At 34.2% G+C, this 21,159-nt stretch carries 15 protein-coding genes, 2 rRNA genes and 1 pseudogene; 7 read left to right on the top strand and 11 right to left on the bottom strand.

Annotation, left to right across the window (positions count from 1 at the left end):
- Positions 1-90, bottom strand: a pseudogene (locus tag BIY23_RS05585) (Rpn family recombination-promoting nuclease/putative transposase); the annotation flags it as partial.
- A gap of 137 nt (positions 91-227) precedes the next feature.
- Between BIY23_RS05585 and BIY23_RS04410 the strand changes: the two are divergent.
- Positions 228-917 (top strand): TerC family protein, encoded by a 690-nt coding sequence (locus BIY23_RS04410; protein WP_070065316.1) that lies wholly within the window; start codon positions 228-230, stop codon positions 915-917.
- A gap of 586 nt (positions 918-1,503) precedes the next feature.
- On the opposite strand, the gene BIY23_RS04400 is transcribed toward BIY23_RS04410, so the two are convergent.
- From BIY23_RS04400 to BIY23_RS04380, 5 genes are all read right to left on the bottom strand, one after another.
- On the bottom strand, positions 1,504-2,214 hold the full coding sequence (locus BIY23_RS04400; RefSeq protein WP_081326568.1) for an exopolysaccharide biosynthesis protein: 711 nt from the start codon (positions 2,212-2,214) through the stop codon (positions 1,504-1,506).
- Positions 2,215-2,246: 32 nt separating this feature from the next.
- Complete coding sequence (gene tatA, locus BIY23_RS04395; protein ID WP_070065314.1) at positions 2,247-2,414, bottom strand: twin-arginine translocase TatA; 168 nt, start codon at positions 2,412-2,414, stop codon at positions 2,247-2,249.
- Between the two features lie 72 nt (positions 2,415-2,486).
- Entirely contained in the window at positions 2,487-2,933 is a 447-nt protein-coding gene (gene ssb, locus BIY23_RS04390; RefSeq protein ID WP_070065313.1) for a single-stranded DNA-binding protein, read from the bottom strand.
- Between the two features lie 79 nt (positions 2,934-3,012).
- Entirely contained in the window at positions 3,013-3,426 is a 414-nt protein-coding gene (gene ndk, locus BIY23_RS04385) for a nucleoside-diphosphate kinase (RefSeq protein ID WP_070065312.1), read from the bottom strand.
- Positions 3,427-3,748: 322 nt separating this feature from the next.
- Positions 3,749-3,967: a hypothetical protein gene (locus BIY23_RS04380; protein ID WP_070065311.1), complete on the bottom strand. Its 219-nt coding sequence runs from the start codon at positions 3,965-3,967 to the stop codon at positions 3,749-3,751.
- A 297-nt stretch (positions 3,968-4,264) separates the two neighbouring features.
- Between BIY23_RS04380 and BIY23_RS04375 the strand changes: the two genes are divergently transcribed.
- On the top strand, positions 4,265-4,846 hold the full coding sequence (locus tag BIY23_RS04375) for a hypothetical protein (RefSeq protein WP_222523874.1): 582 nt from the start codon (positions 4,265-4,267) through the stop codon (positions 4,844-4,846).
- A complete protein-coding gene (hemH, locus tag BIY23_RS04370; RefSeq protein ID WP_070065309.1) occupies positions 4,839-5,780 on the top strand; it encodes a ferrochelatase in 942 nt (313 codons plus the stop codon). The genes BIY23_RS04375 and hemH overlap by 8 nt, the downstream gene beginning before the upstream one ends.
- A gap of 171 nt (positions 5,781-5,951) precedes the next feature.
- Here hemH and secA read toward each other — a convergent pair whose 3' ends face one another.
- Positions 5,952-8,585, bottom strand: a complete 2,634-nt coding sequence (gene secA, locus BIY23_RS04365) for a preprotein translocase subunit SecA (RefSeq protein ID WP_070065308.1) — start codon at positions 8,583-8,585, stop codon at positions 5,952-5,954.
- A 77-nt stretch (positions 8,586-8,662) separates the two neighbouring features.
- On the opposite strand from secA, the gene nuoE reads away from it, so the two are divergent.
- The 4 genes from nuoE (at position 8,663) to carB (ending at position 15,749) form a co-directional block, all read left to right on the top strand.
- Positions 8,663-9,169 (top strand): NADH-quinone oxidoreductase subunit NuoE, encoded by a 507-nt coding sequence (gene nuoE / locus BIY23_RS04360; protein ID WP_070065307.1) that lies wholly within the window; start codon positions 8,663-8,665, stop codon positions 9,167-9,169.
- Positions 9,162-10,331: a tRNA guanosine(34) transglycosylase Tgt gene (gene tgt, locus BIY23_RS04355; protein ID WP_070065306.1), complete on the top strand. Its 1,170-nt coding sequence runs from the start codon at positions 9,162-9,164 to the stop codon at positions 10,329-10,331. Before nuoE ends, tgt begins: the two co-directional genes overlap by 8 nt.
- A gap of 65 nt (positions 10,332-10,396) precedes the next feature.
- Positions 10,397-12,331 (top strand): ankyrin repeat domain-containing protein, encoded by a 1,935-nt coding sequence (locus BIY23_RS04350; protein WP_070065305.1) that lies wholly within the window; start codon positions 10,397-10,399, stop codon positions 12,329-12,331.
- 154 nt (positions 12,332-12,485) lie between these two features.
- A complete protein-coding gene (carB, locus tag BIY23_RS04345) occupies positions 12,486-15,749 on the top strand; it encodes a carbamoyl-phosphate synthase large subunit (RefSeq protein ID WP_070065304.1) in 3,264 nt (1,087 codons plus the stop codon).
- On the opposite strand, the gene rho is transcribed toward carB, so the two are convergent.
- From rho to BIY23_RS04325, 4 genes are all read right to left on the bottom strand, one after another.
- Positions 15,746-17,158, bottom strand: a complete 1,413-nt coding sequence (gene rho / locus BIY23_RS04340; RefSeq protein ID WP_070065303.1) for a transcription termination factor Rho — start codon at positions 17,156-17,158, stop codon at positions 15,746-15,748. The genes carB and rho overlap by 4 nt on opposite strands.
- Positions 17,159-17,276: 118 nt before the next feature.
- Positions 17,277-17,891 (bottom strand): cell cycle transcriptional regulator TrcR, encoded by a 615-nt coding sequence (locus tag BIY23_RS04335; RefSeq protein WP_070065302.1) that lies wholly within the window; start codon positions 17,889-17,891, stop codon positions 17,277-17,279.
- Between the two features lie 132 nt (positions 17,892-18,023).
- Positions 18,024-18,130 (bottom strand): 5S ribosomal RNA (gene rrf / locus BIY23_RS04330).
- Between the two features lie 56 nt (positions 18,131-18,186).
- A 23S ribosomal RNA gene (locus BIY23_RS04325) occupies positions 18,187-20,976 on the bottom strand.
- Positions 20,977-21,159: the final 183 nt, after the last annotated feature.

Genomic DNA, 21,159 nt, shown 5'->3' with positions numbered 1-21,159 from the left:
GTGGATGAGTATATCCTTATTTTTCTCTGTACCAAAAACACGTTTGAATGCAATATTGTTTTTAATATCGAAGAATTTAGAAAGAGTCATAATAGCATGAGCGAATTATTAAATTTATTATATATACTCAGCGTAAGAAATTCAACTGTTTATTGTAATATGATGGTTTACTTGTACAAGTAAAAATTACTTAATTTTTTCAGTTTATATATAAAATAAAATTTTAAATGTTTTGGACATTACTGATACTTATATTGCTTGAAACTATACTTGGTATAGATAATATAATCTTTATTTCTTTAGCAATAGGCAAAGTTTCAAGGTCATTAAGAAAACTGGCGTGCATTATCGGCCTGAGTTTGGCATTGCTAATGCGTTTTATAGTATTATTCTTTGTGTCGTTTATATTATCTATGCAAAATCCTATATTTAGTAGTTTATCGATTGATATTTCAGTGAAAGACCTACTTATGATTGGTGGTGGATTCTTTCTTGTTTATACAAGTTTTATTGAGATACGTAATGAAATTTGTTTACCCAAACAAGAAAAAAAAGAAATCAATATCAAATCACAATTTTTTTTAGTGATATTGCACATTATACTGATAGATTTAGTTTTTTCTATAGATTCAATTCTCACCGCTATAGCGCTGACGCATAATATGCTGATTATTGTTGTAGCATTTACTTTATCTATATTGCAAATGTTATTTATATCTAATTATGTTATTAAATTGATACAGTCTTATCCAGGATTAAAAATTATCACTATTCTGTTTATTTTATTTGTAGGCGTATACCTTGTGCTTGATGGAATACATATAGAATTAGGAAAGGAGTATTTATATTTTGCTTTGATATTTGCATTGATTATAGAGGTAATAAGTAACATAAGGGAAAAACGGCTGAGAAGGTAGGCCTAAGGTTATGATATATTTAGTTTAATATTTACAAAAATGAAATAATTTATATGTAGCATATGCTTTTTATAATGTGGATTTAGTATGTCGAATACTCACAATAGTCAAAGCACCCGAGGAAGGTTATTAGATAAACTTGACAATGAAAATGCCCAAAAGTTATTAACTATTCTTAATGATGAAAATGCCAAAAGGTTATTAAATATTCTTAGTCATAAAAGCATTAAAAATGCAGATAATTTACTACACAATCTAGATAGCTTAACTTCTACAGTTAATACTTTACGTGGTCAAGTAGAGAATCTCAACAAAGATCTACCTAAATTGGCAAAGACTACTGACCTATATGAGTACGTAAAGAATGCAGATCTAGATAAAAAATTAACAGACAAGATAGATGGTTTGAAATTGGACACGAAGTATGCAAAGAATGCAGATCTAGATAAAAAATTAACAGAANTTGAATGCAATGTCGTTTTTAATATCAAAGAATTTAGAAAGAGTCATAACAATACTCATAAATTATTCACTTCATTGTATACTACAAATGAGGAATATTCAACTACTTATATATAAANNNNAATCATATGAAGCTTTTCAACAAAGAAAACGCCCCAAGTATAAGTTGGGGACCTTTTATTAGGATCACAAGGGTAAGGGTTAATCCACACAATGAGGCCAAAACACMCAAGATAGAAAGCAGCCCATCTTTACTCATAATGCCAAGTGAAATAAGAGTTGTGCCAATAGCAGGAATAAAGTTAGTAAGCGGTAATGGAAGAGCAATTGAAATTGCGCACATTAGCATTACAAAAGCTAAAATTTTTTCACCAGGACCATAAAAAATAAAAGACATCCTTGGTTTCATAAATCTCTCTATCTTTTTCAATGCAGGAGAAGTTTTTTCTACTACCAGAGCCAAAGTTGAACGTTGGAAAGACTTTTTTTCCAACCATTGTGGCATCCATGGAGAATCAAGCCCAAATAAAAGCTGCGCTGCAAATAAAACTAGAGGTATAGCAAGTATAGTAGTATAACCAGGTGGTACTGGAAGCGGTATAGACAAAGGTAAGGAAAATATAATGATTAAAATACCAAAACCGCGCTCATGTAAAGCTGCCTTAATTTCAAACAATGTAACCTTATCAGCACTACCATCACTAGCAACTTCTTGCAAAATATCAGATGCTAGCTTAGGCGATTTACCATCTTTTGACACAAGAACCCTGGATAAACTAATATTCTTATCATTACCATAATTATCAGCACAATTCAATAACCATTTGTAACACATGTACATGTGTTACAAATGTAATTCAGAAAAAGCTAACGATCTGGTTCATTAGATGATAATTTTTCAGAATCCTTAAGCTCCTGTTTAAGGCTTTTAATGCCTTTACCTAAATCACCCATCACTTGCGGTAACTTACCTGCACCAAAAAGCACTAGTATAATTACTAAAACTAGAAATAGTTGCCATGGCCCTAAAGTCATTTTTACCTCCTTGAATAAAATGAAATTATATATTAACTTTTAAATATTAAAAGTTGATATAAGTCAAGAGATTTAAAATGGTATTTCATCATCGATTTGCATATTTTCATCATATTTACCCTCCTCTTTACTCTCTTCAATATTCTGCTTATACTCACTACTTACACGTGAATCTAGCAGTGTCAATGCACTATTAAAATTATACAACACAATTTCCGTAGTATATTTTTCATTACCATTCTGATCAACCCACTTTCTAGTTCTTAAAGAACCTTCAATGTAGACCTTACTGCCCTTACGAGCAAAGTCTTTAATGATTTTTACCAATCCATCACTAAAAACTACGATATTATGCCATTCCGTCTTCTCAGACCTTACACCAGAAAGTTTATCAGTCCAGCTTTCAGATGTAGCTATTGGAAAGCTAGCCATTTCCTTACCATTTTGTGTGGTTCTAACTTCAGGATCTTTACCTAAATTCCCAATTAATATAACCTTATTTACAGTACCACTAGACATATTATTAAGTAAAATGTTAAATGATGGCTTATTAAAACCACCTTGTCAACTAATACACTTGTAAATCCTACCTAGGACTTTACAGCAATTGATACTCCGCAAAGAAAAAGGCTATTTCCTTATTAGCATTGTCTATGCTATCAGATCCATGTACTCTATTTTCACTAATATCACTAGCCAAATCACCTCTGATTGTTCCTTTAGCTGCTTGTTTTGGATCAGTATCACCCATTATTGCTCTATATTTGCTCACAGCATCTTTACCAAACAAAACTTGCACTATCACAGGACCAGAAGTCATAAACTTAACCAATTCTATAAAAAAAGGTCTTTCCTGATGAATATGATAAAATGATGCTGCTTGCTTTTCTGTTAATGATAGCATCTTTTGTGCTATTATTTTTAATCCTGAGTTCTCAATGTATGTATTAATTCGACCAGTGAGGTCAAGCTTTACAGCATCAGGTTTTAATATAGATAATGTCCTATCCATTTTTCTTGAAATTACATTACACGAATTATATTGATAATTTCAGTTTATGAAAGTCTTTTTTATCTTGTAAAAATAAATGTGAATTAAGCTATTATAAGTACATTAATATTAATCAAGGAGGCAAGACATGCCCACTAGGGAAATTATCAACAACTTCAGATCGTCCATTTTCTGGGGAGTGAAGTGGGTCTTTAACTTTTAGTTTGGCTTTATGTTCATATTTACTATACAGTCGATATCATGATTTCTATGACAATAATATTATTGTCATTAGTTATCGAGAAGGCTACCTACAGCAACAGCATAACAGAACGCCTTGCTTTTATGGTTCTAAGCTTGCAGCGATAGACAATTTTATACCATTTATTACAATGGTTGCTAGTGCATCAGCTATCTTTTTAATTACCTCTTTTGGTATCATAGAAGCAAGTAGGCTGCAGTGCATGCTTATATGCGCTGTATCCATGGCTATTGTGTGTGAAACCCCCTCTGTTTTACTTCTCAACAGATTATGAACAGGTTCTAAAGCTGATTTCATCATGGTTACCTGGGAGGCATGTATTCTTTTTTATTTCATGATTCAAGTCTTGCTAAGCTTGAATTTAAACGATATAATTCAAGCTAGATATTTATAGGTGGCAAAATGGCTGGTTGTTGTACAAAGAATTATATAAATACTTTCAAGACATCTATTTTCTGTGGAGTTAAGGGGTTTTTAAGTTTTAACTTAGCCCTTTTATCCTATGTATTATATCAACAACATAAGGAAGCACATTGTACATCCTGGTTTCGCGATGACACAGTACCACGTGATTGGAACATTTATGCTAAGTATGTGATGAAAAGAAATCTAATACCATTTATTGAAATGATCACTATAGTACCGCTAGTTCATTTCTGTATTACAAGCGCTGCACATCCTATGAAATATCTACTTATATGTGCTTTCCTAATGACTATCGTATGTTATATTGTTAGAACTTTTGATATACGTGAAAAGTCATGTGAATTATGGGGAGAATTATTTGGACGGACAAAAAGTCATGAAAATGAAATAAAAATAAAAGGAGATTCTCCCACTGACTACATTCGCCACCATGATAATCAAGATATACTGTTTTATAGTTCTGATGCTCTATTATGTTATTCTCCTAACGATGCAAATGGCTTCATCCCACTAATAAGAATAATTGTGAAAGCTATGCAGAGCTGTATATTATTAATGTTAGCTGCGATTGAATTACTAGAAACTATACCGAGTTTTTTTGTTGACATATTTTATGATAAGGATTTCAAATCTACAAGAAGCAATCTACAAGAATCACGTGTTTTAACAGATGYTARTATAAGAAACCTTCCTAGTTCAGAACTTWAGAATACCATTACTAAGTTTATGTGTATGTTTACACGTAGTGTCTAGAGCTGTAGTTTTATTGAATTTAGGTGGTCCTGATTCACTAAATGCAGTACATCCTTTTCTATTTAATTTATTTTATGATAAAAGAATAATTAACCTGCCAAATCCATTAAGGTTTGTTTTGGCAAAGCTCATCTCTAGTAAACGTGTAAAAACTACATTGGAAATTTATAAACAAATAGATAATAAATCCCCAATTCTAGAAAATACAAAAATTCAAGCAGCAACACTGGAGCAACAGTTAAATCATAAGAGAGATTATGAATATAAAGTATTTATCTCTATGCGCTATTGGCACCCATTTGCTAACGAAGTTATTAAAGATGTAAAACTCTTTAACCCAAGTATAATAATACTATTACCACTATATCCTCAATACTCTACTACTACAACATTGTCATCTATTGAAAATTGGCAAAAAGCTGCTAAAAAACATCACCTAGAGTGTAATACAAAAATAATCAATCATTATTACGACAATCAAGATTTTATTACAGCACATGTTGAGTTAATAAATCAGTATTACAGATTAGCCAGTAAAATCGGTAAACCTAGAGTTTTATTTTCAGCGCATAGTTTACCTATTAGCATAGTTAAAAAAGGTGACCCATATGTTAGACAAGTAGAAAAAAGCGTAGAATTGATAACAAAAAAACTAGATATAAATGATTTAGATTGGTCAATATGTTACCAAAGTAAGATAGGTCATAAAAAATGGCTAGAGCCCAGCACTAAAAATGAATTATTACGTGCAAAGGCTGATAACGTACCAATAGTTTTATCACCTATATCATTTGTTTCTGAACATTCAGAAACACTTGTTGAGCTTGATATAGAATACAAAAAAATTATAAAAGATGGATATTATTTCCGTGTTCCAGCACTTAACACACACCCTTTGTTTATCAAGTGCTTAACTAATTTATGCACTGCATAAACATATGAGGTGAGGCTTTGTGCAAATAACGCTTAGAAAACTTATGAGATCTCAAAAGCACTACTAAGAAAATACTACTAAATTATATATCAAAAATAAAAGCAACCAATAGATATTTGGCAATAATTTTCTGTTTTGCAAAAGGCCTAATAAAAGAACAAACTACAAAAATTAAACTTTATGTGCCACTATCATTCCATGGCAATGTTTATATTTCTTACCTGAATTACAAGGGCATTTCTCATTTCTTGATACTTTAGCAAAATTACTGTCCACAGACGGACGACTTATTGCATAATTATCTGCCAACTTAAAATGTGCCAACCTATGTATAGTTAATTCTTTCCACTTTTCTAACATTGACTCAAACATTAAAAAAGCCTCGCGTTTAAATTCATTGAGTGGATCTTTCTGACCCATAGCACGCAAGCTAATACTTTGCCTTAAACTTTCTAAAGTTGAAAGATGTTCCCTCCATAAGTAATCAATAGTCATGATCATTACTTGCCTTACTACTGTATTCCACAAATCTGTAATATTCTGACTGCTAAAATATCGTGCCCTTTCATCAAAAAACTCTCCTACTTTACTATTTATATAACTTAAAGCATCATTCTTATCTGTAAATTGTTTAAGAGCATCATAGTCAAATGTAATGCCATATCTTTTATGAAGTTCATTTATTATATCTGCAATATAGTCCTCATAATAACCAGCTTGCACAATGTTTTCTATAATATGATGGTTTACTACGCTATAGATCTCAAATAATTCATTTATTTCATTGCCTAATATATGATCTCTCTGCTGAAAAACAACATGACGTTGATCACTAATTACATCATCAAATTTTAGCAAAGACTTGCGTACATCATAATTTCTTGCTTCAACTTTTTTCTGTGCTTTTTCTAAAGCTCTGTTAATCCACGGATGATGTATAGCTTCATTATCCTTTAACCCTACTTTACGAAGGAAACCCCTTATTTTATCTGAACCAAATATTCTTAATAAGTCATCTTCCAGAGACAAAAAAAACTTAGATAATCCTGGGTCTCCCTGCCTACCAGATCTCCCACGCAATTGATCATCTATTCTTCTGCTTTCATGCCTTTCAGTGCCAATAACGCACAGCCCTCCAGCTTGTATAGCTATCTCTTTATCTCTTTTAACTTTCTCAATTATTTCTTGATATTTCTGTTCCTTATTTTCAGTCTTCACTCTACCAAGCCTTATCTTTGCTATCATTTCAGCACTACCACCAAGCTGAATATCGGTTCCTCGTCCAGCCATATTAGTTGCTATAGTGATATTACTTGGCACCCCAGCTTGTGCTATAATGTATGCTTCTTTTTCATGATAACGAGCATTCAAAACTGAATGTTTTAAAGAACGACTATGTAAAAGCTCAGAAAGCTTTTCTGATTTTTCTATACTTACTGTACCAACTAGCACAGGCTGCTGACGGTCATAACACTCTTTAATGAAATTTAATACCGCATTATACTTTTCCTCTTCTGTACCATAAATTTCATCATTTAGATCTATTCTCTTTACAGGCATATTTGTTGGGATTTTGATAACATTTAACCGATATATATCACGGAACTCCTCTGCTTCTGTGGCAGCCGTTCCGGTCATACCAGAAAGCTTGCGATACATACGAAAGTAATTCTGGAATGTTATAGAAGCCAAAGTTTGATTTTCATGCTGAATATCAAGATTCTCCTTAGCTTCAAGTGCTTGGTGCAGGCCATCAGCATATCTTCTACCTTCCATCATACGTCCAGTAAATTCATCAATGATCACCACTTTACCATCTTTTACAATATAATCTTTATTAATGGCAAACAACCGGTGCGCACGCAATGCCTGATCTATGTAATGAGTCATTATCATATTATCACTATCGTAAAGCGAAGAATTTATATTCATTAAATTGTAAGATTTTAATAGTTCTTCCACTCGTGATATACCATCCTCAGTTAAAAATACACCTCGACTTTTCTCATCTAATTCATAATCTGTCTCTCCAAGCTTAGTAACTATTGCGTTAACATGCTTATATATTTGGTTGTTATCATCAACTTGCCCAGAAATAATAAGAGGAGTACGTGCTTCATCTATTAAAATAGAATCTACTTCGTCTACGATTGCATAATTAAAGCCTCTTTGAACCATATCATCTTTTGAAAATTTCATATTATCTCGTAAATAATCAAAAGCTAGCTCATTATTCGTTGAATATACAATATCCGCATTATAGGCAACCTTTCTCTCTTCATTCGCAAGACTATCAGTAATAAATGCCACTGAAACACCTAAAGAATTATATAGTTTGCTCATCCATTCTGTATCACGCTTTACAAGATAATCATTTACAGTAACTACATGTACCCCTTTACCTTCCAGAGAGTTAAGGTACGCAGCCAAAGTAGCCACAAGGGTTTTGCCTTCCCCAGTTTTCATCTCTGCTATCATACCATTATGCAGCACTATCCCGCCAATTAGCTGAACATCAAAGTGTCTCATATTAAGAAATCTGCGTGATGCTTCGCGTACAACAGCAAAAGCAGGAACTAGCAGATCATTTAATCTTTCACCTTTTTGCAACCTTTGCCTAAATTCTTCTGTTTTGTTAAGTAGGTCTTGGTCAGATAAACTTTGTATTTCTAGCTCTAGTGCATTTATCTGTTGTACTATTTTTTCAAAAACTTTAATGACTCTTTGTGATCCAGACCTTCTTCTAATAACAAAGAATGATAATACAAAAATAAAAAGTATAACTATTACAAAAAACAATAACATACAGCTTTATATAAGGAAAGATTGCAACTACCGGCCCTTTAAGTATAATTAACCAAAATTTACGTAAAGTATAATAGATGGAAAAAAAAAAGGAAGATCAATTTAGGTTTACAGCGGAAAATCTCAAAAAGGCTAAGAATTTTATAAAAATGTATCCTAAAGGCAGAGAAAGTAGTGCTGTTATGCCTTTGCTCTATTTAGTACAAGAACAATGCGCGTGGATACCAGAATCGGCTATGCATTATCTAGCTAAACTACTCAATGTTCCTCACATGCGTATATATGAAGTGGCAAGTTTTTATACTATGTACAATCTTAAACCAGTTGGTAAATACTTGATACAAGTTTGCAGAACTACTCCTTGCTGGTTATGTGGTAGCGAAGAGATCCTTAATGCCATCAGAAAGAAATTAAACATTAATATTGGTGAAACAAGCAAAGACAATTTATTTACTCTTAAAGAAGTTGAATGCTTGAGTGCATGCATTAATGCTCCTGTTGTACAAATCAATAATGACTATTATGAAAATCTTACCCCTAAAAAAATATCAGATGTTATAACAAAGCTTTCCTCAGATGAGTAATTTTTCATTTATAATAATTAAGCAATCAGGTTCAGCAAGAGCAGGGTTAATAAATACTCCTCATGGCAGTATAGAAACACCAGCATTCATATTCTGTGCAACAAAAGGCGCAATTAAGGTTGCGGACACCGAAAGACTTGACGACGCAGGAACACAAATAATACTTGCTAATACATATCATTTAATGCTTCAACCAGGAGAAGATACGATCGCACAACTTGGTGGATTACATAAAATGATGGGTTGGAATAAACCAATGTTAACAGATTCAGGTGGGTACCAAATATTTAGCTTAGGTCACGGATCTGTTTCAGAGGAAATTAAAGGAATAAGAAGTAAGCAAAGAACGCTTCTCACAATAAATGAGGACGGAGCAGTTTTCCGTTCCTATATTAACGGTAAGACCTATTGTTTAACTCCTGAAAAATCTATACAGATTCAACAAAAATTAGGAGCAGATTTGATACTAGTTTTAGATGAATGCACCCCTTTTCATGTAAGTAAAGAGTATACAAAACAGTCTATGCGCATGAGTCACAAATGGGCTACACGTTCTTTACAAGAGTTTGAAAAAAGCAAGCAAGGAAAGCAAGTATTATATGGCATTAGTCAAGGCGGAGTGTATAAAGATCTACGTAAGGAGAGTTGTGAATTTATTAACAATGCACCATTCTTTGGTCAAGCAATAGGTGGCTCTTTAGGTAAAGACAAAAAACAAATGTATGAGGTGGTAGCTTATAACATGGAATATTTAAGACAAGATAGACCTACTCATTTACTAGGTATTGGTAGTATTGTAGATATTTTCCATGCAATAAATTTAGGTATAGATACGTTTGATTGTGTTCATCCAACACGTTTAGCTAGGCATGGCGGAGCACTAATCAAACCCAACAACAGATCATCACAATGTAAAGAGCATATCAATCTACGTAATAAGCAATTTGAACTAGATAATAACCCGATCGAAGACGATTGTTCATGCTTCACATGTAGAAAGCATTCAAGAGCCTATCTACATTATTTATTAAAAGCTAGAGAATTATTAGCCTACACATTGATCACTTACCACAATATTTTCTTTATAAACAAGCTAATGCAGTCTATAAGACAAGCGATATTAGACAATAGATTAAACCAGGAAAAAAGTAACTGGATATAGCTTTTTACTCTTTCTTCATAAAAATATGTATAATGTCTAATTAAGTTATATAAAATATACCTCATATGCCAGAAGTAATTAGTAACGGTGAGTCTAAGTCAATATCAAATATACTAAATACTAGTCGTGATAGATTTAAGACAATATTAAGTAAACTTGATAACGACCCTAAGGTTGATAAAGATAATTTTCTTGTAAAACTTCAAGACCAGTTATCTGCTGCATATCACGTAGGAATACACGTAAGAATAGAGGATTTGATTATTGAAGAATATGATTCGATTATTGAAGAATGTAAGGATAAGTATGGGTTGTTACACCTTGTTGCCCAAAATAGTTATATTAACATAGCAGATATACTCTTAGCACTCAGGGTACATGTTGATGTGCCAAGTCAATTTGATCATACTCCATTACACTATGCTATCAGATTTGAACAGAAAGAAATGATAAAATTCTTATTGAAAAATGGAGCACAGATCGACAAACAAAATGCAAATGGGCAAACTCCTTTACACTTGGCAGTGGGTAAAGAATATAAAATAGTAAAACCTGTTTTTAAAAAAGCAGCCAAACAAAATACACTTGACATACAAGACAAGAATGGCATGACTCTTTTGCATTATGCAGCAAGAAATAGTAACTATCAAGCAGTAGAGTTTCTACTAAAACACAAAGCAAAAGATAATATAATAGATGTAGATGGAAAAATTCCTCTAGATTATGCTTCTGATAAACAAATAAAAAAACTATTAGAAAGATATATACCAAAGAAAAAATCGGAGACACAGCTCCCACACAACAAAATCAAAAACGCAGTGCATTATGTAATGTCTCATGTAAGTAGTGGCAGTATCCTCTCTGTCCCACAGAATATAAATCAAAGCAATAACCAGCAATATACACAAGAAAAAAGCACAGGAAAAAAATGGGCTTCTGAAACCTTACAACAAGACAGCAACCAAATTGTAAAAGCAACAGATACAGAAAAAAAACCCATCATGCGTACTAATCATGGAGGTGCTAGCAGTACCACTTTAAAATATATGTCTCAGACAAAACAGCACGAAGAACATACTCAACAGAGCAATGATCAAGAAGAATATATACCTAGTACAAAACTAAGATACAAAAAAAACAATACAGATTTGTCCCAAGATCGCAACACCAAAACAACACGGAACAAAAAATTATCTGAAGTTTTCCACAGGGATAAAAGCAAATCTATCACTGACTTAAGCGATCCAATGTTGCAAAATGATAACCACAAAGACAGTACAGAACATAAACAAGAAAAACATAAGTCATCTATGAATATAAAAAGGCAATCTTTAAATCCTCTAAGTAACGAAGGTCAGAATAGCTTACTAAGTAACACATGCAATAGTAAATCCCAAATTTCTTTAAATGATCAATCACTATATAGTTCAGTAAATGCAACACCAAATGAACAACTTCCACATGAGCATCATAACAATCCATCAAATACTGGTGAAAGAAAACTTATAAACGATCATCAACAGTCTAAAAAAGATGATCATATCACTGGTCATCACAATAAACACGTAAGCATTAACAATGAACACTCTAACCAACCCTTATCTAAAAATCATAATAATACAAAGAGGACAAACTCTCCACAACAACATACAAACCAGTGTACTGTAAAGAAACCAAGCATATCAACTCAAGGGCGCGCCACCAAAAATACTCAACAAACTCCTACAATTTCTAGTAATAATGGAATACATCAGATACAAGACCTAAAACCTAAGAAATCTACAGGTATAACAAAACTTTGTACTATATTCACTATCATAGCTTCAATCGTTACCCTATTATTACTTATGCATTTTACTGCATTATCTGTACTAACAATCATTGGGCTAACCATCGCTTCTGCATTGGCTACTAATCTAGTAACCAATAAGATTTCAACTACGTTAAGTGAGCCAAATTGTAATAATACATTACATACAGAAGCAACCAAGCAACTATAGAAGATATAGTGAGACGTATTTTTCGCTTTTGTAGTAATTTTCTGTCTCGCAAAGAGGTCTATTACTTTTTGGGTTCTCTGTTTCATAGCAGTTTATACAAGAAATAATTCACATCAATACCAAAGATTGATAACATTAATAAAAATTAAGTAAAATGCCGAAACGCACAGATATAAAATCTATTCTATTAATAGGAGCCGGACCGATTGTAATAGGTCAAGCATGTGAGTTTGATTATTCAGGAACACAAAGTTGCAAAGTATTAAAAAGTGAAGGATATAAAGTTGTTCTAGTAAACTCAAACCCTGCAACCATCATGACAGATCCAGAATTTTCTGACGTCACATATATTGAACCAGTATTACCAGAAATAATAGCACAAATCATTATCAAAGAGAAACCAGATGCAATATTACCAACAATGGGAGGACAGACTGCTTTAAACTGTGCAATGCAGCTCGCAGAAAGTGGCCTATTAGATAAATATAACGTAGAATTAATAGGAATAACAAAAGAGGCTATCAAGAAAGCAGAGGATAGAGAATTATTCCGCAAATCTATGGACAAAATAGGGTTAAAGTATCCCAAAAGTGTTATTATCAAAAACCAAGACCAAATAAAAGAAGCGTTAGATTATATAGGATTACCTGCAATTGTACGCTCATCATTTACTCTAGGAGGTGCAGGGAGCGGGATAGCATACAACCGAGAAGAATTCTTTCATATAGTAAACAATGCTTTAAAAATCTCACCCACAGGTGAGGTCCTAATAGATGAATCCATTATAGGATGGAAAGAATATGAAATGGAAGTTATACGAGATTATAAGGATAATTGTATAATAATATGCTCAATAGAAAATGTTGATCCAATGGGTGTACATACAGGTGATAGTATTACTGTTGCACCTGCATTAACTTTACGTGACAAAGAATACCAGCAAATGCGTAACGCTGCCATAGCAGTATTAAAAGAAATTGGTGTTAACGCAGGTGGTGCAAATGTACAATTTGCAGTAAATCCAAAAGAAGATAGTAGTCTGGTCGTAATAGAAATGAATCCTAGAGTTTCTCGCTCTTCTGCCCTTGCATCAAAAGCCACAGGGTTTCCTATTGCAAAAGTTGCAACAAAACTGGCTCTTGGCTACTCATTAGACGAAATATGTAATGATTGTGCCTCGATAATCCCTGCATCATTTGAACCAACAATTGATTATATTGTCACAAAAATACCAAGATTTGAATTTGAAAAATTTAAAGGTACAAGCTGTGAGCTATCAACCTCTATGAAGTCAGTAGGAGAGGTAATGTCGATAGGACGTACTTTTAATGAGTCATTACAGAAAGCTTTACGATCCCTTGAAACTGGACTAACAGGACTAGATGAAGTATTTACAGAAAATATAGACATCGATTACATAAAATCCCAATTAGCCAAGTTACTACCAAATAGGTTATTAATTATTGCTGATGCCATACGCCATGGAATGAGTATAAATGAAATCAACTTAATTACAGGATACGATGTATGGTTCTTACAGAATATAGCACAAATTATCTCTGTGGAACAAAAAATTAAAATTAATGGTTTGCCTAATACTGCACACGAAATATTAGAGCTAAAAAAAATGGGCTTTTCAGATGCAAGATTGGCAAAATTAGTTCCTCAAGTCAAAGAAGAAGAGATCGCAAGCATAAGAAAAAAACTTAATATTAAGCAAGTCTATAAANGTATTNAACGTATTGACACATGTGCAGCTGAATTTAAATCCAGTACTGCTTATATGTATGGTTGTTATGAAAATAGTAGTTATTATATCACCGAGAAGTTCTTGGGCTATAGACCAGAGTGTGAAGCAGACGTTTCAGAACGCAATAAGGTTGTAATTTTAGGCAGCGGCCCAAACCGTATCGGTCAGGGCATTGAATTTGATTATACATGTGTACATGCAGTTTCTGCAGCTAGAGAGATGGAGTATGAAACAATAATGATTAATTGCAATCCAGAAACTGTTTCAACAGATTACGATACTGCAGACCGTCTATATTTTGCTCCATTAGTCGCAGAAGATGTTTTGGAAATACTTGAAAAAGAACAACAGAATGGTAAATTGATAGGCATAATAGTACAACTTGGAGGACAAACACCCTTAAAATTAGCAAAAATTCTTAATAAAAAAGGATTTAAAATTTTAGGCACTTCATTTGAGTCAATAGATCTAGTAGAAGACCGTATGAAATTTACAAATCTTGTATCACAGTTAAATTTAACACAGCCAATAAATGCTATATATTATTCAATTCATGATGCTTTAAATTGTGTAGAAAACGTTGGATTTCCATTACTAGTTAGACCATCTTATGTTCTAGGTGGCCAATCTATGTCGATACAATATAATATTGAAAGCTTTAAAGAATATCTTGTAACACATAAAAAAATTTTTGAATATGGCCCACTATTAATTGATAAATTTTTAATCAATGCTGTTGAAGTCGATGTTGATGCTATATCCGATGGAGAAAATATCTTTATTGCAGCTATTATGGAACATATAGAAGAAGCTGGTATTCATTCCGGTGATTCCACATGCTCCATACCTACCAGCACATTAAATGATGAAATAATTAAATTAATTAAACTACAAACTGAAAAAATAGCACGTATATTAACAGTAGTAGGATTAATCAATATACAATTTGCAGTTCAAGAAAATAATGTATATGTACTGGAAGTAAATTTAAGGGCTAGTCGTACCATCCCTTTTATTTCAAAGGTAATTAATATATCGATTGCAAAACTTGCAACTCAGGTTATTTTAGGTAATCAGGTAAACCAACAAGACAAATCTATTAATTATTTTGCCACCAAAATGGCTGTATTCCCATTCACACGTTTTTCTGAAAGTGATATTCTTCTAGGACCAGAAATGAAATCAACAGGAGAAGTTATGGGGATTGGGGCATCATTTGAAGCAGCACTTGCAAAAGCATATATGGCTGCGGGATACAGATTACCAACAGAAGGTGGAGCGCTTATTTCAGTAAAAGACGAAGATAAAGAATCAATACTTCCAGTAGCACAGATGTTAAATGAATTAGATTTTACAATCTATGCAACAAAAGGTAGTGCTTTATATTTAAATAGTAATGGCATTAATGCTATAGCTGTAAACAAAGTAAGAGAAGGTAGGCCACATATAGTTGATATGTTAAAAGATGGTAAAATACACATAGTAATTAACACTTCAAAAGGAATGAAATCAGTATCAGAAAGTAAAGATATTAGAAGAATTGCAATACTGCACAACATAGCGTACAGTACTACAATTGCTGGAAGTAAAACATTAATCATGGCAATACAGTATATTAAAAATAGCAAATTAGCAGTAAAGCCATTACAAGAATACTATGTTAATTAGCTATTCATAGAGTTAAAAAAATCAGCATTACTTTTTGTTAAAAGCAATTTATCGCGCAGGAACTCCATTGCTTCAACAGATCCCATTGGATTGAGTATTCTACGTAGAACCCAGGTTTTATTTAAGATAGCCTTGTTAATCAATAACTCTTCTTTCCTGGTTCCAGATTTTGTAATATCAATAGCTGGAAATATACGCTTATCTGAAAGCCTCCTATCAAGGATTATCTCAGAATTTCCTGTTCCCTTAAACTCTTCAAAAATAACATCATCCATTTTTGAACCAGTCTCTATAAGAGCTGTTGCAATTATTGTAAGAGAACCACCACTTTCAATATTACGAGCTGCTCCAAAAAAACGTTTTGGTCTCTGTAACGCATTTGAATCTACACCACCAGTCAAAACTTTTCCAGATGAAGGAACCACTGCATTATAAGCACGCGCAAGCCTGGTAATAGAATCAAGCAAAATTACTACATCTTTTTTATGTTCAACCATTCTTTTAGCTTTWTCTATAACTATTTCAGCAATCTGTACATGACGATAAGCAGGTTCATCAAATGTAGAACTAACCACTTCTCCTTGCACAGAACGTATCATATCTGTGACTTCTTCCGGTCTCTCATCTATCAGTAATACTATTAATTCTATTTCTGGATAGTTTATAGCTATAGAATGAGCCATTTGTTGGAGCAATATTGTCTTTCCTGTACGAGGCGGTGCAACTATTAATGCCCTTTGTCCCTTTCCAATAGGAGCCACTATATCTATAGTACGCATATTTATATTTTTTTTATCATCACCACTGCTATTATCTTCAAGTATCAAACTCTCTTCAGGATACAGAGGAAGTAAATTATCAAAATGCACATATTTCTTTGCTTGATTGACTTCAGTACAGTTTATACTGTGAACCTTAGTTAAAATAAAACATCCATCCTTCTGCCCAGAAGGCCTGATCTCTCCATGCACTATATCTCCTGTACGTAAGTTAAATTTTTCTACTTGACCCTTAGTAATAAAGATATCATCGCTACTAGGTGCATAATTTGCACTTGCTGAACGCAGAAAACCAAAACTCTCACTTTTCAACAAATTGTCATTTTTCGAATGTTCCTTTTTTATTGGCAATAATTCTACTACTCCACTTCCTGTAGTAATACCTCCATCCTCGCTCATTTTTTTCATCAAATTAAATATTATTTCATGCTTCAGCATCCTTCCATTGGTTTTGCCATTAGCTAAAATCTTTTTTGATTCAGCTAACTCCAGTAGCTCCTCTGCTGTTTTTTCTTTTAGTGCGCTTAAATCTAGTGTTTTGCTATTACTATCAAGTATGTCACTATATAATTGTTTATTTGTTTCAGCAATTTTTTCTTTTGCTAAAACGTTCTCATTCATTGTTACCATAATATAAATGTCCCTAAATACAAATGTTTCTATAATACTTCTTAGGTTCTGTAATTATTAAAGGGTGATAAGTCAGGAAAAGTTACATATTTATAATACATAAATAATTATACTAAAGTCAAGTCAAAATACAAAAGAAATGGATCATTTTAAAAATCTTATTTAGTCTTTCTTGCTTTTCTCTTTCCACCTCTGCATTTTCCACTTCTGCTTCCAAGTTCTTTTGGCTACACAAGCCTAATAATACAGGATCTTGAGGCTTAACATTTTGCATATTATAATAAGAACCATTTCTTATACGCTCTACAGTACAAGACGTTGTACTAACAAGCTTAGCTATTACGTTATTATCAAGCATAGGAAATTTTTTTATTAAATGATAAATTGCATCAGGTTTATCTCTACGTCTAGGATGTAAAATAAAACCATTAATCATCTTATTTTTTCTCCTTTTTAAATTCTTTATAATTAACTTTGGTACACGGTTTGGGTCACGTTGACAATCAGTAATATCTTTTTCCATAATCACTTCAGAAGCTATAGGATTATATTTCTCAATATATATCTCTTCATCAGCTATATCTTGTACTTCCTCAAGAGGAAGACTACAACACTGTGCTATTTGCTCAAAAGTTAGGCTTGTATTATCTACTAACCAAGCAGCAATGCGCATAAAAAACTGTTTATTTTTCTCACTAATTTCAGGAAATTCCATTGATTTTAAAGAAGCCATAAAATACCTTTTACTAACATGCAATTATACTCTGTTAATGTTAAAAAACAATAAACCCGCTTTGCTAAAACTTTAATTAAAAAGCTTTTTTAATTAAACTTATATGGAAAATTATGGAAAAATTCTTTATAAACCTGGCAGCGACCTACTCTCCCTTTTCAAGTACCATTAGCGCTAAAAAGTTTCACTTCCGAGTTCGAGATGGGATCGGGTGTTTCATTTTTGCTATAACCACCAGGCTTACAAAAAATTCTCAATTCTCTAATATTTAACACTGCATACATACATATGTCAAGTAAATAAATCAATCAGGCTATTAGTACTAGTTAGCTCCACATGTTACCATGCTTCCACATCTAGCCTATCAACGTGGTAGTCTTCCACGGCCTTAATTGGGAAATTTTTTTGAAGAGGGTTTCTTGCTTATATGCTTTCAGCAATTATCCCATCTATACATAGCTACCCAGCGATGCTATTGGCATAACAGCTGGTACACCAGAGGTATATCCATCTCGGTCCTCTCGTACTAGAGTCAGAGCTTCTCAAATTTCCTTCACCCACGGCAGATAGAAACCGAACTGTCTCACGACGTTCTAAACCCAACTCACGTATCACTTTAATCGGCGAACAGCCGAACCCTTGGGACCTTCTCCAGCCCCAGGATGTGATGAGTCGACATCGAGGTGCCAAACGGTGTCGTCGATATGAACTCTCGAACACCATCAGCCTGTTATCCCCGGCGTACCTTTTATCCGTTGAGCGATGACCCTTCCATACAGAATCACCGGATCACTATGACCGACTTTCGTCTCTGCTTGGCTTGTCAGCCTCGCAGTCAGGCAAGCTTATGCCATTATACTATCAAGCTGATTTCCGACCAGCTCTAGCTTACCTTCGCACGCCTCCGTTACTTTTTAGGAGGCGACCGCCCCAGTCAAACTACCCACCATACAATGTCCTAGTTTCAGATAATGAAACATAGTTAGATATCAAAAGTATAAAGGGTGGTATCTCAATGACGGCTCCATTGTAGCTAGCGCCACAACTTCAAAGCCTCCCACCTATACTGCACATTATACCTTTAATAGCAATGTAAAGCTATAGTAAAGGTGCACGGGGTCTCTTCGTCTAACCGCGGGTACCCCGCATCTGCACGGGGAATTCAATTTCGCTGAATTAATGTTGGAGACAGTGGAGAAATCGTTACGCCATTCGTGCGGGTCGGAACTTACCCGACAAGGAATTTCGCTACCTTAGGACCGTCAGTGTTACGGCCGCCGTTTACTGGGGCTTCAATTCAGAGCTTGCACCCTTCCTATTAACCTTCCAGCACCGGGCAGGCGTCAGACCCTATACTTCCACTTACGTGTTTGCAGAGTCCTGTGTTTTTAGTAAACAGTCGCTACTCCCTATTCTGTGCCACCTGCCAATAGTTGCCTAAAAACAGGTTACCCTTCTTCCGAAGTTACAGGTATAATTTGCCGAGTTCCTTCAACATCATTCTTTCAACACCTTAGTATACTCTACCAATCCACCAGTGTCGGTTTACGGTACGGCCTCATAAATATAAGTGCTATTTCCTGGAGCTTCTTTTAAGCATAAGCCAATCCAATAAGGCTCATACAAATACGAAACTCGTCACACTTAAGAGGTTTAGGAATATTAACCTAATTGCCATCGACTACTCCTTTACGGACTCGCCTTAGGGACCGACTAACCCTACGCAGATTAACTTAACGTAGGAACCCTTAGATTTTCGGTGAGAGTGTTTTTCACACTCTTTTACGCTACTTATGTCAGCATTCTCACTTCCGATATCTCCAGCAGTCTTCCCAGACTACCTTCACAGACTTACGGAACGCTCCGCTACCGCGCCTATTAAATTAATAGGCACCCACATCTTCGGTATACAACTTTAGCCCCGGTACATCTTCAGTGCAGAAAAACTTATTTTTAGACAAGTGAGCTGTTACGCTTTCTTTAAAGGATGGCTGCTTCCAAGCCAACCTCCTAGCTGTAATGGTTTTTCTACCCCCTTCCCCACTTAGCTGTAATTTTGGGACCTTAGATAGTGGTCTGGGCTGTTTCCCTTTTCACCACGGACTTAGCACCCGCAGTGTGTCTGCTGTACAGTTAATTATCAGTATTCGGAGTTTGGTTAGATTTGGTAAGATGATGAATCCCCCTAGTCTATCCAGTGCTCTACCCCTGACAAAATACATACAACGCTCTACCTAAATAGATTTCGCGGAGAACCAGCTATTTCCAAGTTTGATTGGCCTTTCACCCCTAATCACAACTCATCCAATACTGTTGCAACAGTAACTGGTTCGATCCTCCAGTGTGTTTTACCACACCTTCAATCTGGTCATGACTAGATCACTTGGTTTCGGGTCTAATCCATAAAACTCAACGCCCTATTCAGACTTGCTTTCGCTACGCCTACACTTAACAGCTTAAGCTTGCTCTATAGATTAACTCGCTGACCCATTATGCAAAAGGTACGCTGTCACTCTTATGTTATACGATCATAGAATTGCTTCTATTCAAGACAACAACAGAGCTCCAACTGTTTGTAAGCACTTGATTTCAGGGTCTATTTCACTCCCCTCCCGGGGTTCTTTTCACCTTTCCCTCACGGTACTTGTTCACTATCGGTCGTTAAGGAGTATTTAGGCTTGGAGGATGGTCCCCCCATGTTCAAACAGGATTTCACGTGTCCCGCCCTACTCGAGTGTTTAAAAACTTTCTACTTATACAGGACTATCACCTTCTCTGGTTGCTCTTTCCAAAGCATTCTAATTCTTATTTTTAAACCACTAGCCTGTTCCGCGTTCGCTCGTCACTACTAACAGAATCTCTTTTGATTTCTTTTCCTTTGGCTACTGAGATATTTCAGTTCACCAAGTTTACTTTTCACACTTATTCAGCATGAAATAACTAGCTTAAGCTAGTTGGGTTCCCCCATTCGGAAATCTGCGGATCAAAGCTTGTTGACAACTCCCCGCAGCTTATCGCAGCCTGCCACGTCCTTCATCGCCTCTTAACGCCAAGGCATCCATCAAGTGCTCTTTATAATTTATTTACATGATTACATGTAAAATATGCAGAGTTAAATATTATTAAAATTGAATTGAGATAAAATTATCTCTACCATAAAACTTGTCAAACATCTCAAAAATCACTTTTCTTACTTAAGATTATAAAATTAATAAATGTGTGTCAATGCTTTTTATACACAAAATATTTACTTATAATTTACCTATGT

The organism is Wolbachia pipientis (genome assembly GCF_001752665.1).
Classification (GTDB): Bacteria; Pseudomonadota; Alphaproteobacteria; order Rickettsiales; family Anaplasmataceae; genus Wolbachia; species Wolbachia pipientis_A.
Note: the sequence above shows the minus strand (reverse complement) of the source record. Positions and strands in the feature narration are given on the sequence as shown.

Coding starts and splice junctions, on each gene's coding strand:
- BIY23_RS04410 (WP_070065316.1), top strand. CDS start 228: ATGTTTTGGACATTACTGATACTTATATTGCTTGAAACTATACTTGGT.
- tatA (WP_070065314.1), bottom strand. CDS start 2,414: ATGACTTTAGGGCCATGGCAACTATTTCTAGTTTTAGTAATTATACTA.
- ssb (WP_070065313.1), bottom strand. CDS start 2,933: ATGTCTAGTGGTACTGTAAATAAGGTTATATTAATTGGGAATTTAGGT.
- ndk (WP_070065312.1), bottom strand. CDS start 3,426: ATGGATAGGACATTATCTATATTAAAACCTGATGCTGTAAAGCTTGAC.
- BIY23_RS04380 (WP_070065311.1), bottom strand. CDS start 3,967: ATGATGAAATCAGCTTTAGAACCTGTTCATAATCTGTTGAGAAGTAAA.
- secA (WP_070065308.1), bottom strand. CDS start 8,585: ATGTTATTGTTTTTTGTAATAGTTATACTTTTTATTTTTGTATTATCA.
- nuoE (WP_070065307.1), top strand. CDS start 8,663: ATGGAAAAAAAAAAGGAAGATCAATTTAGGTTTACAGCGGAAAATCTC.
- tgt (WP_070065306.1), top strand. CDS start 9,162: ATGAGTAATTTTTCATTTATAATAATTAAGCAATCAGGTTCAGCAAGA.
- BIY23_RS04350 (WP_070065305.1), top strand. CDS start 10,397: ATGCCAGAAGTAATTAGTAACGGTGAGTCTAAGTCAATATCAAATATA.
- BIY23_RS04335 (WP_070065302.1), bottom strand. CDS start 17,891: ATGGCTTCTTTAAAATCAATGGAATTTCCTGAAATTAGTGAGAAAAAT.